The organism is Pseudomonas putida, assembly GCF_016406145.1.
GTDB classification, from domain to species: domain Bacteria; phylum Pseudomonadota; class Gammaproteobacteria; order Pseudomonadales; family Pseudomonadaceae; genus Aquipseudomonas; species Aquipseudomonas putida_E.
On the sequence record NZ_CP066306.1, the window covers coordinates 3,168,008 to 3,185,302 of the forward strand.

The following is a 17,295-nucleotide window of genomic DNA, read 5'->3' on the forward strand; positions in this document are numbered from 1 at the left end:
CCATCTTCGCACCAATGACGGGCAGAAATTGCCACCCGCGCCAATATGGGTCGCCCGCCACAGGACCTGATCTCATTCACCGCCAGTACTGCGTGTCATCGACAATCTGTTCATGCCCTGCAAATAGCGCCGGCAGCTGCTCCTTGAGGTAGTCGATCCAGGTCCGCACCTTGGCATCCAGATAGTGCCGCGACGGGTACATGGCATACAGCGCACACTCACGCAGACGGTAAGGCGCCAGCAAACGCCGCAAGCGCCCCTGCTCGATCGCCTGGCTGGCCGTATAGAACGGCAACAGCCCGATGCCCATGCCCAGTTCACTGGCCACCAGCATCGCGTCGGCGACGTTGGTCAGGAAGCTGTCGCGGGGCGCGATCACGCAATGGTCCAGCCCCTGCGGGAACACCCAGTCGCCCTCATACATCGGGTACGCCATGCGCAAGCAGCGATGCTCATGCAGGTCTTCAGGCCGCTCGGGCACGCCATGGACCTCCAGGTAACTGGGCGCGGCGCAGGGGATGCTGAAGATGGTGCCCAGCGGCACAGCGATCAGCTGCGAGTCGGGCAAGGCTTCGTCCACGGTGATCACCACATCGTGCCCTTCGGCCAGCGGGTCGGGGTTGCGCTGGGACAGTGTCAGCTCCACCACCACGTCCGGGCATAGTGCGTTGTAGCCGGCCACCAGCGGCATCAGCAACAGGCCAAGGCCGTGCGGGCAATGCAGCCGTAGCCGGCCGCGGGGGGTCAAGTGCGCGCCGCGCGCCTCGCCCACCGCCTCTTCGGTCAACAGCAGGATCTGCCGCGAGCGCTCCAGAAACCGCTCGCCGGCCTCGCTCATGCGCAAGCGCCGGGTGGTGCGGTGCAGCAGGCGAGTCTGCAGCTGGTTCTCTAGCTCGGCGACGATCCGCGACACCTGCGCGGCAGAAATGTCCAGGGCATTGGCAGCCGCGGCGAAGCTGCCGCACTCCACTACCCGGGTGAAGGTACGCATGGCGTGCAGCATGTCCACGGGGCTCAGCTCCTTGTTCGTTCTTATTCGTACGTTCCAGGCAGGAATCTATCACGACTTAGCCCATTTATTGTGCACAGCCAAACAATACATCATTGGTAAAACATTGAAGAAAGGAGCCTGCCATGAACATCAAACGCTCGATCGCGCTGCTTGCGCTCTCTGCCACCTTCGCCTCGTTCGGCGCCGTGGCCGCCCCAGGCGCCGCGCAGCCGGCCGCCAACGACAGCACCAACTACGAATACGGCATGCCGCTGGATGTAGCAAAAGTGGTGTCGATCTCTCCGGCAAGCAACATTGCCGATTGCCAGGTGGGCACTGCGCACATGGTTTACGTCGACCACCAAGGCCAGACCCACGAGGTCAACTACCGGGAAATGGGTAACTGCTCGCAGCAGTGATTCAGGCCAGCACCTGGGTGATCCAGCCAACCTGCCTGGCAAAGTCCTGCAGTTTGTGTGGCGCGATCGCATCCCGGGCACGTTCGAAGTTGGCCAGGGTCTGCTGCTTCTGACGCAGCATGCGCTGCCACTTGGTGACAAACGCCGGGCTTTTCTCCCGCATCAGCACCGGGCCAAAATACAGCTCTTCGGCGCTATAGACGACCGCCTCGCCCGGCTCGGCAACGATGATCTCGTAGTCGAAACGGTTCTCGCGCAACACCTCTTCGCAGACAATCCGGTAGCTGTTGGCCATCAGCCAGGCCCGTAGCTCACCCTCCCCCCCATTGGGCTGCAGGATCAGGCGCTCGCTGCCGCTCAGGCGCGCCTTGCCCCGCTCCAGGATTTCGCACATGGTGTCGCCGCCCATGCCGCAGATACTCACCGCCGAGATGCGGTCTTGCGCCTGGATCGCCTCCAGGCCATCGGCCAGGCGGATGGTGATGCGTTCCTGCAGGCCGTTGCGGCGCACATTGCGCTGGGCCGAAGCATACGGCGTTTGCGCCACTTCGCCGGCCACACCTGCTTCGATCGCGCCACGCAGCGCCAGCGCCACCGGCAGGTAGCCGTGGTCCGAGCCGATATCGGCCAGGCGCGCGCCCTGCGGTACATGCGCCGCCACACGCTCCAGGCGCATCGACAATGTCTGTTCGTTCAACTCAAGCCCCTTGCTCAACAATCGGCGCGATTCTGACCGCCGGGGCGCGCTATTACAATGCGTGCGGGCCAAGCGGTGCCCGGTGGCTCGACCCCTGCGCCATGCTCGCGTAGGCTTGCGGCTTTCCTTCCGTCGCAAGGCAAAACACTTTATGGCCAACATTATCTTCACCCCGGATTCCGATGCCGAGTCCATTTCTTCCGACGTCGCTGAGTTCAACGGCGTGCTGGTGACCACCCAGATTCCAGCCGATCTGGACGGCGATATCGTGCAGCAGAGCGAAAGCACCCTGCAGGCACTGAAAGAGGCCTTGGAAAAGGCCGGCAGCGGCATGGACCGGGTCATGCACCTGACCATCTACCTCACTGACATGGCCGACCGCGCCGCCTTCAACGAGGTGTACCAGCGTTTCTTCAGCAAGCCGTGGCCGGTGCGTGCTGCCGTGGGCGTGGCGGCGCTGGCGTACCCGCAAATGCGTGTCGAAGTGACCGCGATGGCGGCCAAGGGCTGACATAGCGGTTGCCTCACTGCCAGGGGCTGCAAAGCGGCCCCAACCCAAGCGGGAAGCCGCACCGGCAAAACACCTCTGGGCAGCCAAAGCATGCCACTCGCCCATTTCCCCGCTACAATGCCGCCCTACCGTGACAGCCCGAACCTATAACGACATGTCCCTTCCAAAGAATCACCTGGAACTGCTCAGCCCTGCCCGTGACGTAGCCATCGCCCGTGAAGCGATCCTGCACGGCGCTGACGCCATCTACATCGGTGGCCCGAGCTTTGGCGCCCGCCACAACGCCTGCAACGAAGTGGGCGAAATCGCCGAGCTGGTAGAGTTCGCCCGGCGCTATCACGCCCGCGTGTTCACCACCATCAACACCATCCTGCACGACAACGAGCTGGAACCAGCGCGCAAGCTTATCCATCAGCTGTACGACGCCGGCGTCGATGCGCTGATCGTGCAGGACCTGGGGGTGATGGAACTGGACATCCCGCCGATCGAGCTGCATGCCAGCACCCAGACCGACATCCGTACCCTGGAGCGGGCCAAATTCCTTGACCAGGCCGGCTTCTCCCAGCTGGTACTGGCGCGTGAACTTAACCTGCAGCAGATCCGCGCCATCGCCGCCGAAACCGACGCGGCCATCGAGTTCTTCATCCACGGTGCACTTTGCGTGGCCTTCTCCGGCCAGTGCAACATTTCCCACGCCCAGACCGGCCGCAGCGCCAACCGTGGCGACTGCTCACAGGCCTGCCGCCTGCCTTACACCCTCAAGGACGACCAGGGCCGTGTGGTGGCGTTCGAGAAGCACCTGCTGTCGATGAAGGACAACAACCAGACCGCCAACCTGCGCGACCTGGTCGATGCCGGCGTGCGCTCGTTCAAGATCGAGGGCCGCTACAAGGACATGGGCTATGTAAAGAACATCACCGCCCACTACCGCAAAGAGCTCGACGCCATTCTCGAAGACCGCCCGGGCCTGGCACGCGCCTCCAGCGGCCGCACCGAGCACTTCTTCGTGCCCGACCCTGACAAGACCTTCCACCGCGGCAGCACCGACTACTTCGTCACCGACCGCAAGGTGGACATCGGCGCGTTCGACTCACCAACCTTCACCGGCCTGCCGGTAGGTGTGGTGGAAAAAGTCGGCAAGCGTGACCTGCAGGTGGTCACCGAAGTGCCGCTGACCAACGGCGACGGCCTCAACGTGCTGGTCAAGCGTGACGTGGTGGGCTTCCGGGCCAACATCGCCGAGCCGCGCGGCGAGTTCGAAGAAGACGGCCACAAGCGCTATCGCTACCGGGTCGAACCCAACGAGATGCCCGAGGGCCTGCACAAGCTGCGGCCCAACCATCCGCTGTCGCGCAACCTGGACCATAACTGGCAGCAGGCCCTGCAGCGCACCTCGGCCGAGCGCCGTGTAGGTGTGGAGTGGCATGCCGTGCTCACCGAGCAGCGCCTGATGCTCAGCGTCTGCAGTGAGGAAGGCGTCAGCGTGCAGGTCGCCCTGGATGGCCCGTTCGGCGCAGCCAACAAGCCGCAGCAGGCCCTGGACCAGTTGCACGACCTGCTCGGCCAGCTGGGTACCACGATGTACCACGCCAATGCCATCGTGCTGGACGCACCGCAGGCGTACTTCATCCCCAACTCGCAGCTCAAGGCCCTGCGCCGCGAAGCCATCGAGGCGCTGACCGAGGCACGCATCAAGGCCCACCCGCGTGGCGGGCGCAAGGCCGAGTCCACGCCGCCGCCGGTATACCCGGAGTCGCACCTGTCGTTCCTGGCCAACGTCTACAACCAGAAGGCCCGCGACTTCTACCACCGCCACGGCGTGCAATTGATCGATGCGGCGTACGAAGCGCACGAGGAGCACGGCGAAGTGCCGGTGATGATCACCAAGCACTGCCTGCGTTTCTCGTTCAACCTGTGCCCCAAACAGGCCAAGGGTGTGACCGGCGTGCGCACCAAGGTGGCGCCGATGCAGCTGATCCAGGGCGATGAAGTGCTGACCCTGAAGTTCGACTGCAAGCCTTGCGAAATGCACGTGGTCGGCAAGATGAAGAGCCACATCATCGACCTGCCGACACCCGGCAGTGCGGTGGCTCAGGTGGTCGGGCACATCAGCCCGGAAGACCTGCTCAAGACCATCCCGCGGGCACCGCACTGAGGGTGACACGCCCCTGTGCCGGCCTGTAGGAGCGCGCGAGACCTGGGCAGCGGCCGCCTTTACACCATCACAAAATCCCCAGCCCCCGCGCCGTCCGGTCCACGGCAATGCGCGTCTTGTCCACCAGCTCATCGAGCTCGCCATGCGTGGCCACCAGCGCCGGCGCCATGATCATCCGCCCCAGCGTGGAACGAATGATCACACCTTCCTCGAAGCCGTACGTGCGGCACTGCCAGGCCAGGTCGTTCTCGTTGGCGTAACGCTTGCGGCTGCCCTTGTCCTCGGCGAACTGCAACGCCGCCACCAGCCCCGCGCCTTGCACCTGGCCAATCAACGGGTGGTTGGCAAATACCTCACGCAGGATACGCTGCAGATACGGGCCGGTATCGTCCTTGACCTGGCGCACGATGCCTTCGTCGCGCAGCGCCTTGAGGTTGGCGATGGCCACTGCGGCCGCTACCGGGTGCCCGGAATACGTCAGGCCGTGGGCGAACACCCCGCCACGCTCCACCAGCGCCTCGGCGATGCGCTTGCTCAGCACCAGGCCACCCATGGGTACATAACCCGACGTCAGGCCTTTGGCGATGGACAGGGTGTCAGGCTCGAAGCCGAAGTACTCGTGGGCGAACCATTCACCGGTACGGCCAAAGCCACCGATCACCTCGTCGGCGCACAACAGCACATCGTACTGGCGGCAGATGCGCTGGATTTCCGGCCAGTAGCTTTCCGGTGGGAAGATCATGCCGCCCGCGCCCTGGAACGGCTCGGCCACAAAGCCTGCGACATTCTCTGCGCCCAGCTCGAGGATTTTCTCTTCCAGCTGCAAGGCGCAGCGGCGGCCGAACTCGGCCGGCGTCAGCTCGCCACCCTCGGCGTACCAGTACGGCTCATCGATGTGTGCCACGTCCGGAATCAGCCCGCCCATCTCGTGCATGAACTTCATGCCCCCTAGCGCTGTGGCGGCCAGGGTCGAGCCGTGGTAGCCGTTCCAGCGGCCGATCATGACCTTCTTGTTCGGCTGGCCGACCACCTGCCAGTAACGGCGCACGGTGCGGATCAACACCTCGTTGGCCTCGGAGCCGGAGTTGGTGTAGATCGCGTGGCTGTAGTGCCCGGGCAGCAAGCTGAATAGCAGTTCGGACAGCTCGATCACCGCCGGGTGGGTGGTGTGGAAGAACATGTTGTAGTACGCCAGCTGGTCCATCTGCGCGGCGGCGGCGGCGGTCAGGTCCTTGCGCCCGTAACCCAGCTGGGTGCACCACAGGCCGGACATGCCGTCCAGGTAGCGCCTGCCGTCGTTGTCCCACAGATACAGTCGTTCGCCGCGGGTGATCACCCGTGGGCCTTCGGCGTTGAGCGCCTTCTGGTCAAGGAAAGCGTGGATGTGGTGGGCCGCGTCGCTGGCCTGGTAGTCGCGGGTGTCGCGTTGCGGCTGGAAGGGGGCGTTCATTGTTGTTCTCCGTGAGTGAGGGTCAGCGCAGCTGGAACCAGGTGGTCTTGAGCTGGGTGTACTTGTCGAAGGCGTGCAGCGACAGGTCGCGGCCAAAGCCCGACTGGCGGCCGCCGCCAAAGGGCACCGCCACATCAAGGGCATCGACCGTGTTGACCGAGACGGTGCCCGCCTTCAACTGCCGGGCCACCCGGTGGGCGCGGTTGAGGTCGTCGCTCCACAGCGAAGCGGCCAGGCCATAAACGCTGTCGTTGGCCAGGCGTACGGCCTGCGCTTCGTCGTCAAAGGCAGTGATCGCCAGCACCGGGCCGAACACTTCCTCGCGGGCCAGGGCCGAATCCGGGCGCACGTCGGCGAACACCGTTGGCGCGATGAAGTTGTTCGAGCCGTTGAAGCTCAGCCGCTGGCCGCCGCACAACAGGCGGGCGCCGTCGCCCTGGGCCTGCTCGATGGCAGCCATGACACGTGCGCTCTGGGCGTCGTCGACGATGGCGCCGGCGCGGCTGGCCGGGTCCAGGGGATCACCGGGCAGCCACTGGCGGGCCTTGGCCAGCAGGCGCTCGACGAATTCGTCGTGGACCGAGCGCTGCACATACAAGCGCGAATTGGCAGAGCACACTTCGCCCTGGTTGAAGAAGATGCCGAAGGCCGCTTTCTCTGCTGCAAGGTCCAGGTCCTGGCAGTCGTCGAACACCAGGTTCGGGCTCTTGCCGCCACACTCCAGCCACACCTGCTTGAGGTTGGATTGCGCCGAGTACTGCATGAAGTGCTTGCCCACCTGGGTGGAGCCGGTGAACACCAGGCAATCCACATCCGGGTGCAGACCAAGGGCACGGCCAGCGCTTTCACCCAGGCCCGGCACCACGTTCAGGACACCTTCGGGCACACCTGCCTCAAGCGCCAGTTCGGCCAGGCGCAGGGCCGAGAACGGCGACTGCTCGGCGGGTTTGAGCACCACGCTGTTGCCGGCGGCCAGCGCCGGGGCGACCTTCCAGGCAGCCATGTCCAGTGGGAAATTCCAAGGCACCACGGCGCCGACCACACCCAACGCTTCCCGGGTGACCGTGGCCAGGGCGTTGCCTGCGGTTGGTGCGACCTGGTCGTAGACCTTGTCCAGCGCCTCGCCGTACCAGGCAAATACGTTGGCCGCGCCGGGCACATCGATGGTGTAGGCGTCCATCACCGGCTTGCCCATGTTCAGCGAGTCGAGCAGCGCCAGCTCCTCGCGGTGGGCCATCATCAGTTCGGCCAGGCGTAGCAACACGCACTTGCGTGCCGCAGGTGCCATGCGCGCCCAGGGGCCTTGCTCGAAGGCGCGACGTGCCGAACGCACAGCCTGGTCGATTTCGGTATCGCCGCAAGCGGCGACCTGCGCCAGCAACTGCCGGTTGGCCGGGTTGATGGCATCAAAGGTCACCCCTGACTGGGCCGCCAACGGGCGGCCGTCGATCAGCGCCGTAGTGATGAACCTTTGCCTTGCAGCGCGCTGCTGCCAATCGCTTTTCGTATGCACGCAGGTCTCCCTTGCGGCCGCGCGGGCGGCCGGTCGCAGTTGTTGTAGGTGTGAGTGGCCGTGGCGCCGTCAGCGCCTTCGCAGGTAACTTTCCAGCGGGTCCTTGCTCAAGCCTTCCTGGGCCTGGGCCAGCGAATCGATGAACAGCGAGAACAGCTCGGACTGCTTGGCGATGTCGAGCTTGGTGTAGAGGTTCTTGCGGTGGGTCTTGACCGTGTCTTCACTGATGCCCAGGCGCTCGGCCAGCGAGCGCGTGGAGTGGCCGCGCAGCAGGTACTGGGCGATGCGGCATTCGCGCTCGGTGAGCAGTGAAGAGCCAAAGTTGTTCAGCGCGGCGTTGATCTGCCGGCCCAGAGCACTTTCGAAGCGCCCGCCCACGGCGTCGACATCCAGGTGGCTCCACTGGCGCCGCACCACGGCCACCACCCAGGGCGCCACACATTTGAGGTCGCTGACCTGCTGACGGTCCAGGCGGCGGGTACTGGCCAGGGCCACGGCGATGGTCAGGTGTTCATCCAGAGGGACGATGAAGTTCAGTTCGTCCTCAAGATGTGCATGCTGGTAGAACGACAGGTAGTACTCGCTGCGCTTGAAATGGTCGGGGGCAACGTCGCTCAGGCGGAAGCAGCCGGCCGCCACACCGTCCATGCAGGCACGGTAGAACGGGCACAGCAGGTAATAGCCTTCCAGGTAGCGCTGCACGTTGCCTTCCGGCAGCCATGGCCCCTCTTCGTCCTTGACGAACAACGCCGAGGGCAGGCCCTTGCGTGGGTAACGAAACACCGTGATGGCCTGGCACGGCGCAAGCAACTTGAGCGCGGCGAACAGCGCCTCGACGAAGCCCGGCGTGCCTTGGGCGTCGATGACACGGGCCATCTGCGCGTACCAGTCGGGCGATTTCAGCCGGTCTTTGCTCATTGTCGTTGTCCCATGCCGGGGTGGTCATGGTTGGGATTCTTGCATGGGATGCCGGGGGCGGCCATCACCCTTCGGGGTGAGGTTGTGGCATGCTCTGCAGCTCTTTCATTTCAGGGCCTGAACATGCTGATCGACGAAGAACTGACCCTGAAAAAACTCGAGACCTTCCTCGCCTTCATGCGCAGCGGCAACCTCGGCCGCGCTGCCGCCGAGTTGTCCACCAGCGCGGTCAGCGTGCACCGGGCCATTCATTCGCTGGAAAGCGCCCTGCGCTGCCCGCTGTTCAAGCACGAAGGCCGTCAGCTGATTCCGCTGGAAAGCGCCTATGTGCTGGAAAAGAAAGCCCGCCAGTTGATCCAGGACGCTGAGCAGATGGTGCGCCAGACCCGCGAGGCCGCCGGTTTCTACGCCGAACGCTTCCGCCTCGGGGCCCTTTATTCGCTGACCGTGAAGACCGTGCCCAAACTGGTGATGGGCCTGAAGCTGCGGCGCAGCGAGCTGAATATCGACCTGACCCTGGGCTCGAATGTCGACCTGCTGCAGCGGCTGAAGAACCATGAACTGGAGGCGGTGCTGGTGTCGCTGGATGAAAGCGTGGCCGACCCTGCCTGCGAGCAGTTGCCGCTGTTCTCCGACGATATCTACCTCGCCGTGCCCACCGATTCGCCGTTTGCCGAGCAGCAGGAGGTGGACCTGGCGGACTTGGCCGAGTCCACCTTCATCACCCTGACCCAGGGCTTTGCCACCCACCGCGATGGCGCACGGGTGTTCCAGCAGGCCGGGTTCGAGCCGAAGGTGGCAATGCAGGTGAACGATATCTTCACCCTGCTCAGCATGGTCAGTTCGGGGGTGGGCTTTGCACTGTTGCCGGGGCGCATTGCCGCGGTGTACGAAAACCGTGTGAAGCTGATTGCGCTGCAACCGCGTTACCGGCTGCAGCAGCATATTGGCGTGGTGTTCCTCAAGGCCCGGGAGCGCGAGCCCAACCTGCTGGCGCTGCTGGCGGAATGCCGAATGTACAGCCGGGAAAACTGAGCGGCGCACACCGCGGCGGTTCGCCAGAACCACCGCGACAAGGCCGGCCTACGCCACCAGGCCACGCATGCAGAAGTACAGCAGCGAAGGCCCCAGCAGGCAGCCCAAGGCGGTGTAGAACGCTGCGGTCAGGCAGCCATAGGGCACCAGCTTGGGGTCAGTCGCCGCCAGCCCACCGGCCACACCGCTGGAGGTGCCCATCAAGCCACCGAAGATCACCGCAGTGCGCGGGTTGTTCAAACCGATCATCGGTGCCACGAACGGCGTCACCACCATGACCAGGATCGCTTTGACCAGCCCGGCGGCAATCGACAGCGCCATCACCTCGGAGCTTGCGCCAATCGCAGCGCCCGTCACCGGCCCTACGATATAGGTCACTGCCCCGGCGCCGATGGTGGTCAGGCTGACCGCATCGGTGTAACCAAAGGCCATGGCCACCCCTACCCCTGCGACGAACGAGGTGCCGATGCCGAAGAACAGTGATATCACCCCGGACACCCCGGCGCGCTTGAGTTCTTCGATGTTGACGCCAAAGGCCGTGGCGACGATGGCGAAGTCCCGCAACATGGCCCCGCCCAGCAGGCCGATGCCGGACAGCAGCGGAATGTCCACCAGCCCTTTCTGCCCGCCCGTCATCACCCCGCCGACGTAAGACAACGCCAGGCCCAGGAAAATGGCGATGGCAGAGCCGTGCAAACGCCCGCGGGTCAGCTTGTCGGAGAACCAGTAGGACAGCCACATGGTCACGCCGATCACCGCGAAACCACTGACCAGGCCATAACCGTTGATCACTTTCATCATGGATTCGTACATGGCGGTCACCGTTGCGCAGCAGTCAGGGGTTTGTCGGTGCCCGCCTCAGGCTTCTTTTGCCCGATGCGGTCCAGCAGCGGCACCATGGCAAAGCTTGCGACCACCGCCACGACGCCGGCCATTATCGCCATCGGCCCCCCGGACAGCGCGCCCAGCACATTCTGCTGGGCGGCCATGGCCACCACGATGGGGATATAAATGGCGCTCCAGAATTCCACGCCCTGTTCGGACTTGGCCTTGATCAGGCCACGCTTGTTGAGGTAACTGCCGATGAAGATCAGCAGCAGCATGGCGATGCCGACACCGCCGACGTTGGCTGGTACACCCAGGAGCTTGCCCAGGAGTTCGCCGATAAACAGGCCTACAAGGGTACACAGGGCCAGAAAGGCCACACCGTAGATGATCATTGTTGTTGTCCTCGCGTTGGGTCGAAGTTGCTTGTTGTTGTCCTTCGAAAAACACGGCATTTATGGGCGCTGGCTGACCTCCTGACGCAGCAGGGCGTCCACTGTATCGAGTCGGGTTTGCTCCAGGGCAAGCACGCGCCCCTGTTCGAACACCGGGCGGGCCAGGCCGGTCAGCACGCTGCCGGGCGGTAGCTCCAGGTGCAGGCGCACCCCGCGCTCATAAGCGTTGCGCAACGTAGCACGCCAGTCGACGAGCCGGGCCATGTTGCCGGCCAGGTCGTCACGCAGGCGTTGCGGGTCGAACAGCGGCCGCGCGCTGCTGCCACTGAGGTAGGTGATGCGCGGGCGGTTGATCTTAACGCTGGCAAACGCGTGGGCCAGCTGGGCCGCCGGGCCGTCGAGCAAGCGGCAATGGGAGGGCACGCTGACCGCCAGGCGCCTGGCCACGCCCTGGCCACGGCTGCGCGCCCTGGCGGCAACCTCGGCCATGGCCGTGTCGCTGCCGGCGATGACGATCTGGTTGTCACTGTTGAGGTTGGCCAGGTACACCTCGCCGCCCACCTGCGCCAGCAAGCGCTCGACACTGGCCAGGTCCAGGCCACTCAAGGCGGTCATGCCGTAGCCTTGGGGGTAGGCACGTTGCATGAGCTCACCACGCAGGGCCACAAGGCGTACAGCATCGGTAAATGCCAGGGCGCCCGCGGTGACGGCGGCAGGGTAGGCGCCGATCGACAGCCCTGCCACATAGTCGGGCGCCGGGCTGTGTTGCAACAACGTGCGCGCCCAGGCCACCCCGGCCATCAGCAGGCACAACTGCACGGCGCGGGTCGATTGCAATGCCTGCTGGCTGTCCAGGGCCAGCACCTGTTCATTGAGGGTGTCACTGGCCTCTTCCAGCAGCGTTGCCGAGCCTTCGGGCAGGCGATGCAGCATCCCCGCCTGCTGCGCGCCCTGGCCAGGGAAGGCGAACAGGCTGCTCACGCTGCGCACTCCAGCAGGTTCCACGGGTCGGCCACCAGCCGTGCGCCAAGCGCCGACTTGAGCAGCACGCGCTGCGCCACCCCGGCCCATTCGCGCAGGGCGATGCCACCTGCTGGGGTTTGCAGTTGCACGTCGATACGGCAAGGGCTGCAGTCGAGGCTATCGAGCAACTCACGGGCCTTTGCCCGGCTCATGGGCCGCGGTGTGCGTAGCAGCAGGTCGAGGTCGCTGGCCGCGTGCAGCACCTCAACCCCTGTAGCCAGCTGGTAACCCACCCCACCCGTCGGCCCCCAGGCCAACCCGCAGGCGTCGAGCACCGGGGCCACGCTGGCCAGCGCCTGTAGCGCGGCCCAGGGGCTCGTGCCCTGCCCGCGCAAGGCTTCGGGGCGCAGTTGCCGGCGAATGTCCGCCAGGCGCATCTGAACACCCAGGCGCTGCGCGCGCCCCTCCCCGCGCAGCCCCACCGCCACCCAACCTGCCGCGCAGCAGGCACGGCGCACCACCACCGGCTGCCCGGCTGCCAGTACCTGCGTGGCCCAGGCAGGGGCATCGACAGGCAGCGCGGCCGGGGTCATCCCCCAGAGCAGGTCATGTGGCTGCGGCGCGCTCATCTCAGGCCTCCTGCCACTGGCTGCGCAAGCGTGCACGCACTTCGCGGGACGCGCTGCGGTGCTCGCCGGCCAAGCGTGACGTCAGGTCGGTCGTGTTGCCGATATCGCGCAGCGCTTCGGCCAGGCAAGCACGCACCTGAGCCAGGTCGCTTGCGCTCGGGGTATCCGCGCTATCCACGCTCAAGCGCCGCCACAAAAGGCCCAGCGAGGCATAGCTGGCCAGGTCGTAGGCCATCGGCGGAACCTCAGCGGCCAAGGCTTCCAGTTCCTCGACGCTGCGCAAGGTGATTCGCGCCGCCGCTGCCTTGCCCATCGCGTGCACCATCACCCCGCTGTCATCCAGTGCAATCAACCGCTGGGCCTGGTAGCCGTGGGCCAGGAACGCACCGGACATGGCCTTGCCCACCAGCAGGCCGATGACCGGGTGCCCGGCCAGGCGTGCCTGGGCATAGGCCTGCACCGCAGCGGCCAGCGCCTGGTGGATGCCCAAGGCTTCCTCGCGGCGGCCATAGGCCTGGCTGGGCACATCAATGACCGCGACGATGGCGCGTTTCTCGCCATCGCGGTCCAGCTCAATCGCTTCGCTCACCGCCTTGGCCAGGGCCCAGCCCTCGAGCAGGCCGACTTCACCGTTGCGCGCCCGCGGGAACGGGTTGTGCGCATCCGGCACCACGGCAATGAAGCGCGCCGTGCGATTGTCCAGCTCGCCGTCGATAACCCGCAGCGAGGCGGGATAGCCCGGCAGTGCTTCGCTGCCGGCCAGGCCAGGCAACCAGTTCAGGGCACGGTTCATGGGGCATCTCCTTGGTAAAGGGCGCGCACGGCGGAGGCATCCAGTTGCGGGCAGTCGTTACCCAGGCTTGCAAGCCGTTCGAGGTACCAGGCGTGGCGGCCTGCGCGGTTGGCACTGGGTGCGTCGAGCAACTGCAGCAGCTGCTGGCGAATGCTGTCGACGTCATCGGCCACATAACCATCCACCAGGCCGCTGGCGTGGCGTTGCTCGCCACCGGTCAAGCTCCAGATGAAGGGGCGGTCCTTAGCGTCGTATTCGGCGATGCCTGCTTCCTGCTCGATCACCTGCGGGCCGTTGAGGCCCAGGCGCGCCTCGCGGGTCACCAGCAGGTGGCTGCAAAGGCCCGCTGCGATGGACATGCCGCCAAAACAGCCCACCGAGCCTGCGACCAGACCGACCACCGGCTGATGGCGGCGCAGCTCGACGATGGCTGCCTGTATCTCGGCAATCGCCGCCAGGCCCAGGTTGGCCTCCTGCAGGCGCACCCCGCCGGTCTCCAGCAGCAGCACGGCGCAGGTCGGGATGCCGTTGCGGTTGTCTTCGATCGCCAGCTCTAGAGCACCGGCAATCTTGGCCCCGCCCACTTCGCCCATGCTGCCGCCCTGGAAGGCGCCTTCGATGGCGGCGATGACCGTGTTGCGGCCACCCAGCAAGCCCTTGGCGATGATCACGCCGTCGTCGGCCTGGGGCACGATGCCCTGGCGTGGCAACCACGGCGACATCAGGCGCTCGAACGGGCCTAGCAGCTCGCGAAAACTGCCCGGGTCGAGCAAGGTGCGGGCACGCTGGCGCGCCCCCAGTTCGACGAAGCTGCGGCTTTGCAGCAAGCGTTCGGTGTCAGTCATGGGCGATCTCCTCGAAACCTTGCTCAAGGCGCAGGCGTACCACGCCAGGCGTGGCGCCGAAATCATGGATGTCGATGTTCACCGCCGGCCACGTACGGCCTTGGAACAGGCGCTGGAACAGCTGCTCCCAGCGTGCGCCGCTGCCGTTGACCGAAGTCACCACCTGAATGTTCAGGCTGCCGGCCGTGCCGGGCTCCATCAGGACTTCCAGGTCACCCGAGCTGACGCAGCCCACCAGGGTGCGGCCACGGCCAGGCTCGGCGGCCGGGAATTGAAAGGTCAGGGTTTCCATGTCACAGGCTCCCGGCTTTGTCGAGGAACAGGCAGGCGGCCAGCAGGTCGGCGGCACCGCCCGGTGAGGCGTTCAGTTGCAGCAGTTGGGTGTCCAGCAGGCGCAGATGACGGCGGCCGTCGAGGGTGGCACTGCCACCGACTGCGAGTACATGGCGGGCGCCCTGTTGTAGGGTTTGCAGTCCCTCGGGGCCGGCGCGCCAGAGGACGCAGGTGTCACTGAGCGCAGCCATGATCGCCAGCAAGGCATCGAGGCGTGCGTGGTTTTCGCTGACACCGTTGGCGCGGCTGCGGCGCAGTTGCGGCAGACCGTGTTCGATCACGGCAGGAAAGCCCTGTTGCGCCTGTTCGCGGGCACCTCCGGCGCCGTAACGGCGGCGTACCTGGGTGCCATGGCTGTCGTGGGCGGTGGCGGCCGGGTCATCGATCAGGGCGATGCGCCCGGCACGGGCTGCAATGGTTCTCGCGTCGGCCTGAGCATCCAGGGCCCGGGCGGCCACCAGCAAGCCAAGGGCCCATATCGCGCCGCGGTGGGTGTTGACTCCGGCGGTGGTGGCCAGCATCGCAGCCTCCCCTTCACGGCCGATACGGCCCAGCTCGATGCGCAGCGCCAGGCCAACCTCGCCATGAGCCTGGGCGGCGTCGGCCATTTGCCGCAAGCAAGGCCAAAGGGCAAGCGCCGAGGCATGCATAAGGGCCAACGTCATGTCGCTGTGCGCGCCGCTGCTGCGCCGGTCCACCAGGCCCGGCTTGGGTGACAGGTCGGCCTCGTCGATCAGGGCTTCCACCGCCAGGTCGGCCAAGTGGTCGGCAAGGGGAATTGCGGTTTCAGGTGCCGGCCTGATCGCCGGCAAGCCGGATCCCACAGGGATCGCGCAGTTTTCAAGCGAGCGGGCAGCCCCGTGAAGGGGACCATACGGTTGCAGATCGAATAGTTGCATCACCAGCTCCTGAACCGTGCGGGCGGGTTGTACAGGCCACCGGACCACTCCACCAGGTCGGCGATGCTGCGCGCGGCGAGCAGTTCACGGCTGGCATCGGTGCGGCGGATGCCAAGGTCTTCGGGCAAGGCCACCAGGCCTTGCTGGCGCAGGCGCAGGGTGTCCTTGGGGTCATGGCGCAAGCCAATGGCGGTGACCCCAGCCACGGCGGCGATCATCTGCTGGCGCTCTTGCAGGCTGCGGGCCTTGTACAGGTAGGCGATACCCTCTTCGGTCAGCAGGTGGGTGACGTCATCGCCGTAGATCATCACCGGTGCCAGCGGCATGCCGGCCTTCTTCGCCACTTCCACGGCGTCCAGGGTTTCGACGAAGGTCGGTTTGCCGCCTTCCTGGTAGGTTTCGACCATCTGCACCACCAGCTTGCGGCCGCGTTCGAGCAAGGTCTCGGGCACCGTCATGTCGAGCCAGGCCGGCGTGGCGTGGCGCCGGCCGCGGGGGTCGTGGCCCATGTTGGGCGCGCCGCCGAAGCCGGCCAGGCGGCCGCGGGTGACGGTCGAGGAATGGCCATCACCATCGACCTGCAAGGTGGCGCCGATGAACAGGTCGACCGCGTATTGCCCGGCCAGCTGGCACATCATGCGGTTGGAGCGCAGCGAGCCGTCGCGGCCGGTGAAGAACACGTCCGGGCGTTGCGCGATGTAGTCCTCCATGCCCAGTTCGGTGCCAAAGCAGTGCACGCTTTCGACCCAGCCGGTCTCGATGGCCGGGATCAGCGTGGGGTGCGGGTTGAGCGTCCAGTTGCGGCAGATCTTGCCCTTCAGGCCCAGCGACTCGCCGTAGGTCGGCAAGATCAGCTCGATGGCGGCCGTGTTGAAACCAATGCCGTGGTTGAGCGACTGCACGTTGTGTTTTTCGTAGATGCCGCGGATGGCCATCATCGCCATCAGCACGTGCACCGGTTTGATGTGCCGTGGGTCGCGAGTGAACAGTGGCTCGATGTAGAACGGCTGGTCAGCGACCACCACGAAGTCCACCCAGGAAGCCGGAATGTCCACGCGCGGCAGGTCGTCGACGCGGTCGACCAACTGGTTGACCTGGGCGATCACCAAGCCATCGCTGAAGGCTGCCGGCTCCACCAGTGCCGGGGTGTCCTCGGTACTGGGGCCGGTGTACAGATTACCGTCACGGTCAGCCATGAACCCGGCGACCAGAGTGACATTGGGGATCAGGTCGACCAGCAGGCGCGAGTACAGCTCGATGTAGGTGTGAATGGCGCCGACTTCGAGCAGGCCGTCTTCCAGCAACTGGCCGATGCGCAGGCTCTGCGGGCCGGCGAAAGAAAAGTCGAGCTTGCGGGCAATACCCCGTTCGAACAGGTCCAGATGCTCGGCGCGGCTGACGCTGGGCATGATCATGTGCAGGTCGTGCAGGCGCTCGGGGTCGGCCTTGGCCAGCGAACGGGAGAGGAAGTCGGCCTGCTTCTGGTTGTTGCCTTCGAGCACCACCCGGTCACCTGGGGCGATTAACAGCTCCAGTGCCTCGACGATGCGCTCGGTCGGCAGCACCACACCGTCGGCCAAGTGACGGACCCGCTCCAGGCGGCGCTGCTTCTCGGCGCGCCGCCTGGACCACTGCGGCGGTGGATTCTTCGTTATGGTCATGGGTGACTCCACGGGTTCGCTGTCGTGGGGGCACAGTAGGACGCGGGGGTTTGGTGATCAATCAAGCTGGGGGTGTGATCGTTACGGTCAGGGTAATGGTTGCAATGGGGTTGCCTGCAGTGCACGACCCTGAAAAACTCAAAGCCGTAGCCATGACAAAAACGCACGCCTCACCTGCAGATATATCCATTGTGCAGGGCAATTTTGCATGACAGGATCCACCGATCCTCCAGCGCACTCCAGACTTCACTTGGAAAATCAAT

At 65.4% G+C, this 17,295-nt stretch carries 18 protein-coding genes; 4 read left to right on the forward strand and 14 right to left on the reverse strand.

The window, feature by feature from the left end; genetic code table 11:
* Positions 1-76: 76 nt before the first annotated feature.
* Entirely contained in the window at positions 77-1,009 is a 933-nt protein-coding gene (locus JET17_RS14535; RefSeq protein ID WP_012314716.1) for a LysR family transcriptional regulator, read from the reverse strand.
* A gap of 131 nt (positions 1,010-1,140) precedes the next feature.
* Between JET17_RS14535 and JET17_RS14540 the strand changes: the two genes are divergently transcribed.
* Positions 1,141-1,410 (forward strand): DUF2790 domain-containing protein, encoded by a 270-nt coding sequence (locus JET17_RS14540; protein ID WP_042112013.1) that lies wholly within the window; start codon positions 1,141-1,143, stop codon positions 1,408-1,410.
* A 1-nt stretch (position 1,411) separates the two neighbouring features.
* Here the strand turns inward: JET17_RS14540 and JET17_RS14545 are convergent, their stop codons facing one another.
* Positions 1,412-2,107: a tRNA (adenine(22)-N(1))-methyltransferase gene (locus JET17_RS14545; RefSeq protein WP_012314718.1), complete on the reverse strand. Its 696-nt coding sequence runs from the start codon at positions 2,105-2,107 to the stop codon at positions 1,412-1,414.
* A gap of 151 nt (positions 2,108-2,258) precedes the next feature.
* On the opposite strand from JET17_RS14545, the gene JET17_RS14550 reads away from it, so the two are divergent.
* Positions 2,259-2,618 carry a RidA family protein gene (locus JET17_RS14550; protein WP_012314719.1) on the forward strand — a complete coding sequence of 120 codons (360 nt, stop codon included), beginning with the start codon at positions 2,259-2,261 and terminating at the stop codon, positions 2,616-2,618.
* 154 nt (positions 2,619-2,772) lie between these two features.
* Positions 2,773-4,773, forward strand: coding sequence for a peptidase U32 family protein (locus JET17_RS14555; protein WP_012314720.1), 2,001 nt, complete (start codon positions 2,773-2,775; stop codon positions 4,771-4,773).
* A 67-nt stretch (positions 4,774-4,840) separates the two neighbouring features.
* Here the strand turns inward: JET17_RS14555 and JET17_RS14560 are convergent, their stop codons facing one another.
* The 3 genes from JET17_RS14560 to JET17_RS14570 all read right to left on the reverse strand — a co-directional run bounded on the left by JET17_RS14560 (position 4,841) and on the right by JET17_RS14570 (position 8,654).
* A complete protein-coding gene (locus tag JET17_RS14560; protein ID WP_012314721.1) occupies positions 4,841-6,223 on the reverse strand; it encodes an aspartate aminotransferase family protein in 1,383 nt (460 codons plus the stop codon).
* A 22-nt stretch (positions 6,224-6,245) separates the two neighbouring features.
* Positions 6,246-7,736: an aldehyde dehydrogenase gene (locus JET17_RS14565; RefSeq protein WP_012314722.1), complete on the reverse strand. Its 1,491-nt coding sequence runs from the start codon at positions 7,734-7,736 to the stop codon at positions 6,246-6,248.
* Positions 7,737-7,805: 69 nt separating this feature from the next.
* Complete coding sequence (locus JET17_RS14570; protein ID WP_012314723.1) at positions 7,806-8,654, reverse strand: helix-turn-helix transcriptional regulator; 849 nt, start codon at positions 8,652-8,654, stop codon at positions 7,806-7,808.
* Positions 8,655-8,777: 123 nt separating this feature from the next.
* Between JET17_RS14570 and JET17_RS14575 the strand changes: the two genes are divergently transcribed.
* Entirely contained in the window at positions 8,778-9,689 is a 912-nt protein-coding gene (locus JET17_RS14575) for a LysR substrate-binding domain-containing protein (RefSeq protein ID WP_012314724.1), read from the forward strand.
* Between the two features lie 48 nt (positions 9,690-9,737).
* Here JET17_RS14575 and madM read toward each other — a convergent pair whose 3' ends face one another.
* The 9 genes from madM to mdcA are packed head-to-tail and all read right to left on the reverse strand — an operon-like array spanning position 9,738 to position 17,032.
* Complete coding sequence (gene madM / locus JET17_RS14580; RefSeq protein WP_012314725.1) at positions 9,738-10,502, reverse strand: malonate transporter subunit MadM; 765 nt, start codon at positions 10,500-10,502, stop codon at positions 9,738-9,740.
* A gap of 5 nt (positions 10,503-10,507) precedes the next feature.
* On the reverse strand, positions 10,508-10,909 hold the full coding sequence (gene madL, locus JET17_RS14585) for a malonate transporter subunit MadL (RefSeq protein ID WP_012314726.1): 402 nt from the start codon (positions 10,907-10,909) through the stop codon (positions 10,508-10,510).
* 60 nt (positions 10,910-10,969) lie between these two features.
* Complete coding sequence (mdcH, locus tag JET17_RS14590; protein ID WP_012314727.1) at positions 10,970-11,890, reverse strand: malonate decarboxylase subunit epsilon; 921 nt, start codon at positions 11,888-11,890, stop codon at positions 10,970-10,972.
* Complete coding sequence (locus JET17_RS14595) at positions 11,887-12,501, reverse strand: malonate decarboxylase holo-ACP synthase (RefSeq protein ID WP_012314728.1); 615 nt, start codon at positions 12,499-12,501, stop codon at positions 11,887-11,889. The genes mdcH and JET17_RS14595 overlap by 4 nt, the downstream gene beginning before the upstream one ends.
* Position 12,502: 1 nt before the next feature.
* The gene (gene mdcE / locus JET17_RS14600; protein ID WP_012314729.1) at positions 12,503-13,294 is read right to left on the reverse strand and encodes a biotin-independent malonate decarboxylase subunit gamma; all 792 of its coding nucleotides are present in this window, start codon (positions 13,292-13,294) and stop codon (positions 12,503-12,505) included.
* Complete coding sequence (locus JET17_RS14605) at positions 13,291-14,139, reverse strand: biotin-independent malonate decarboxylase subunit beta (protein ID WP_012314730.1); 849 nt, start codon at positions 14,137-14,139, stop codon at positions 13,291-13,293. Before JET17_RS14605 ends, mdcE begins: the two co-directional genes overlap by 4 nt.
* Positions 14,132-14,431, reverse strand: a complete 300-nt coding sequence (locus JET17_RS14610) for a malonate decarboxylase subunit delta (RefSeq protein WP_012314731.1) — start codon at positions 14,429-14,431, stop codon at positions 14,132-14,134. The genes JET17_RS14605 and JET17_RS14610 overlap by 8 nt, the downstream gene beginning before the upstream one ends.
* A gap of 1 nt (position 14,432) precedes the next feature.
* A complete protein-coding gene (locus tag JET17_RS14615) occupies positions 14,433-15,371 on the reverse strand; it encodes a triphosphoribosyl-dephospho-CoA synthase (protein WP_012314732.1) in 939 nt (312 codons plus the stop codon).
* Complete coding sequence (gene mdcA, locus JET17_RS14620) at positions 15,371-17,032, reverse strand: malonate decarboxylase subunit alpha (RefSeq protein WP_012314733.1); 1,662 nt, start codon at positions 17,030-17,032, stop codon at positions 15,371-15,373. Before mdcA ends, JET17_RS14615 begins: the two co-directional genes overlap by 1 nt.
* Positions 17,033-17,295: the final 263 nt, after the last annotated feature.

Coding starts and splice junctions, on each gene's coding strand:
- JET17_RS14570 (WP_012314723.1), bottom strand. CDS start 8,654: ATGAGCAAAGACCGGCTGAAATCGCCCGACTGGTACGCGCAGATGGCC.
- JET17_RS14575 (WP_012314724.1), top strand. CDS start 8,778: ATGCTGATCGACGAAGAACTGACCCTGAAAAAACTCGAGACCTTCCTC.
- JET17_RS14560 (WP_012314721.1), bottom strand. CDS start 6,223: ATGAACGCCCCCTTCCAGCCGCAACGCGACACCCGCGACTACCAGGCC.
- madM (WP_012314725.1), bottom strand. CDS start 10,502: ATGTACGAATCCATGATGAAAGTGATCAACGGTTATGGCCTGGTCAGT.
- JET17_RS14550 (WP_012314719.1), top strand. CDS start 2,259: ATGGCCAACATTATCTTCACCCCGGATTCCGATGCCGAGTCCATTTCT.
- JET17_RS14615 (WP_012314732.1), bottom strand. CDS start 15,371: ATGCAACTATTCGATCTGCAACCGTATGGTCCCCTTCACGGGGCTGCC.
- mdcA (WP_012314733.1), bottom strand. CDS start 17,032: ATGACCATAACGAAGAATCCACCGCCGCAGTGGTCCAGGCGGCGCGCC.
- JET17_RS14595 (WP_012314728.1), bottom strand. CDS start 12,501: ATGAGCGCGCCGCAGCCACATGACCTGCTCTGGGGGATGACCCCGGCC.
- JET17_RS14605 (WP_012314730.1), bottom strand. CDS start 14,139: ATGACTGACACCGAACGCTTGCTGCAAAGCCGCAGCTTCGTCGAACTG.
- mdcE (WP_012314729.1), bottom strand. CDS start 13,294: ATGAACCGTGCCCTGAACTGGTTGCCTGGCCTGGCCGGCAGCGAAGCA.
- JET17_RS14555 (WP_012314720.1), top strand. CDS start 2,773: ATGTCCCTTCCAAAGAATCACCTGGAACTGCTCAGCCCTGCCCGTGAC.
- madL (WP_012314726.1), bottom strand. CDS start 10,909: ATGATCATCTACGGTGTGGCCTTTCTGGCCCTGTGTACCCTTGTAGGC.
- JET17_RS14610 (WP_012314731.1), bottom strand. CDS start 14,431: ATGGAAACCCTGACCTTTCAATTCCCGGCCGCCGAGCCTGGCCGTGGC.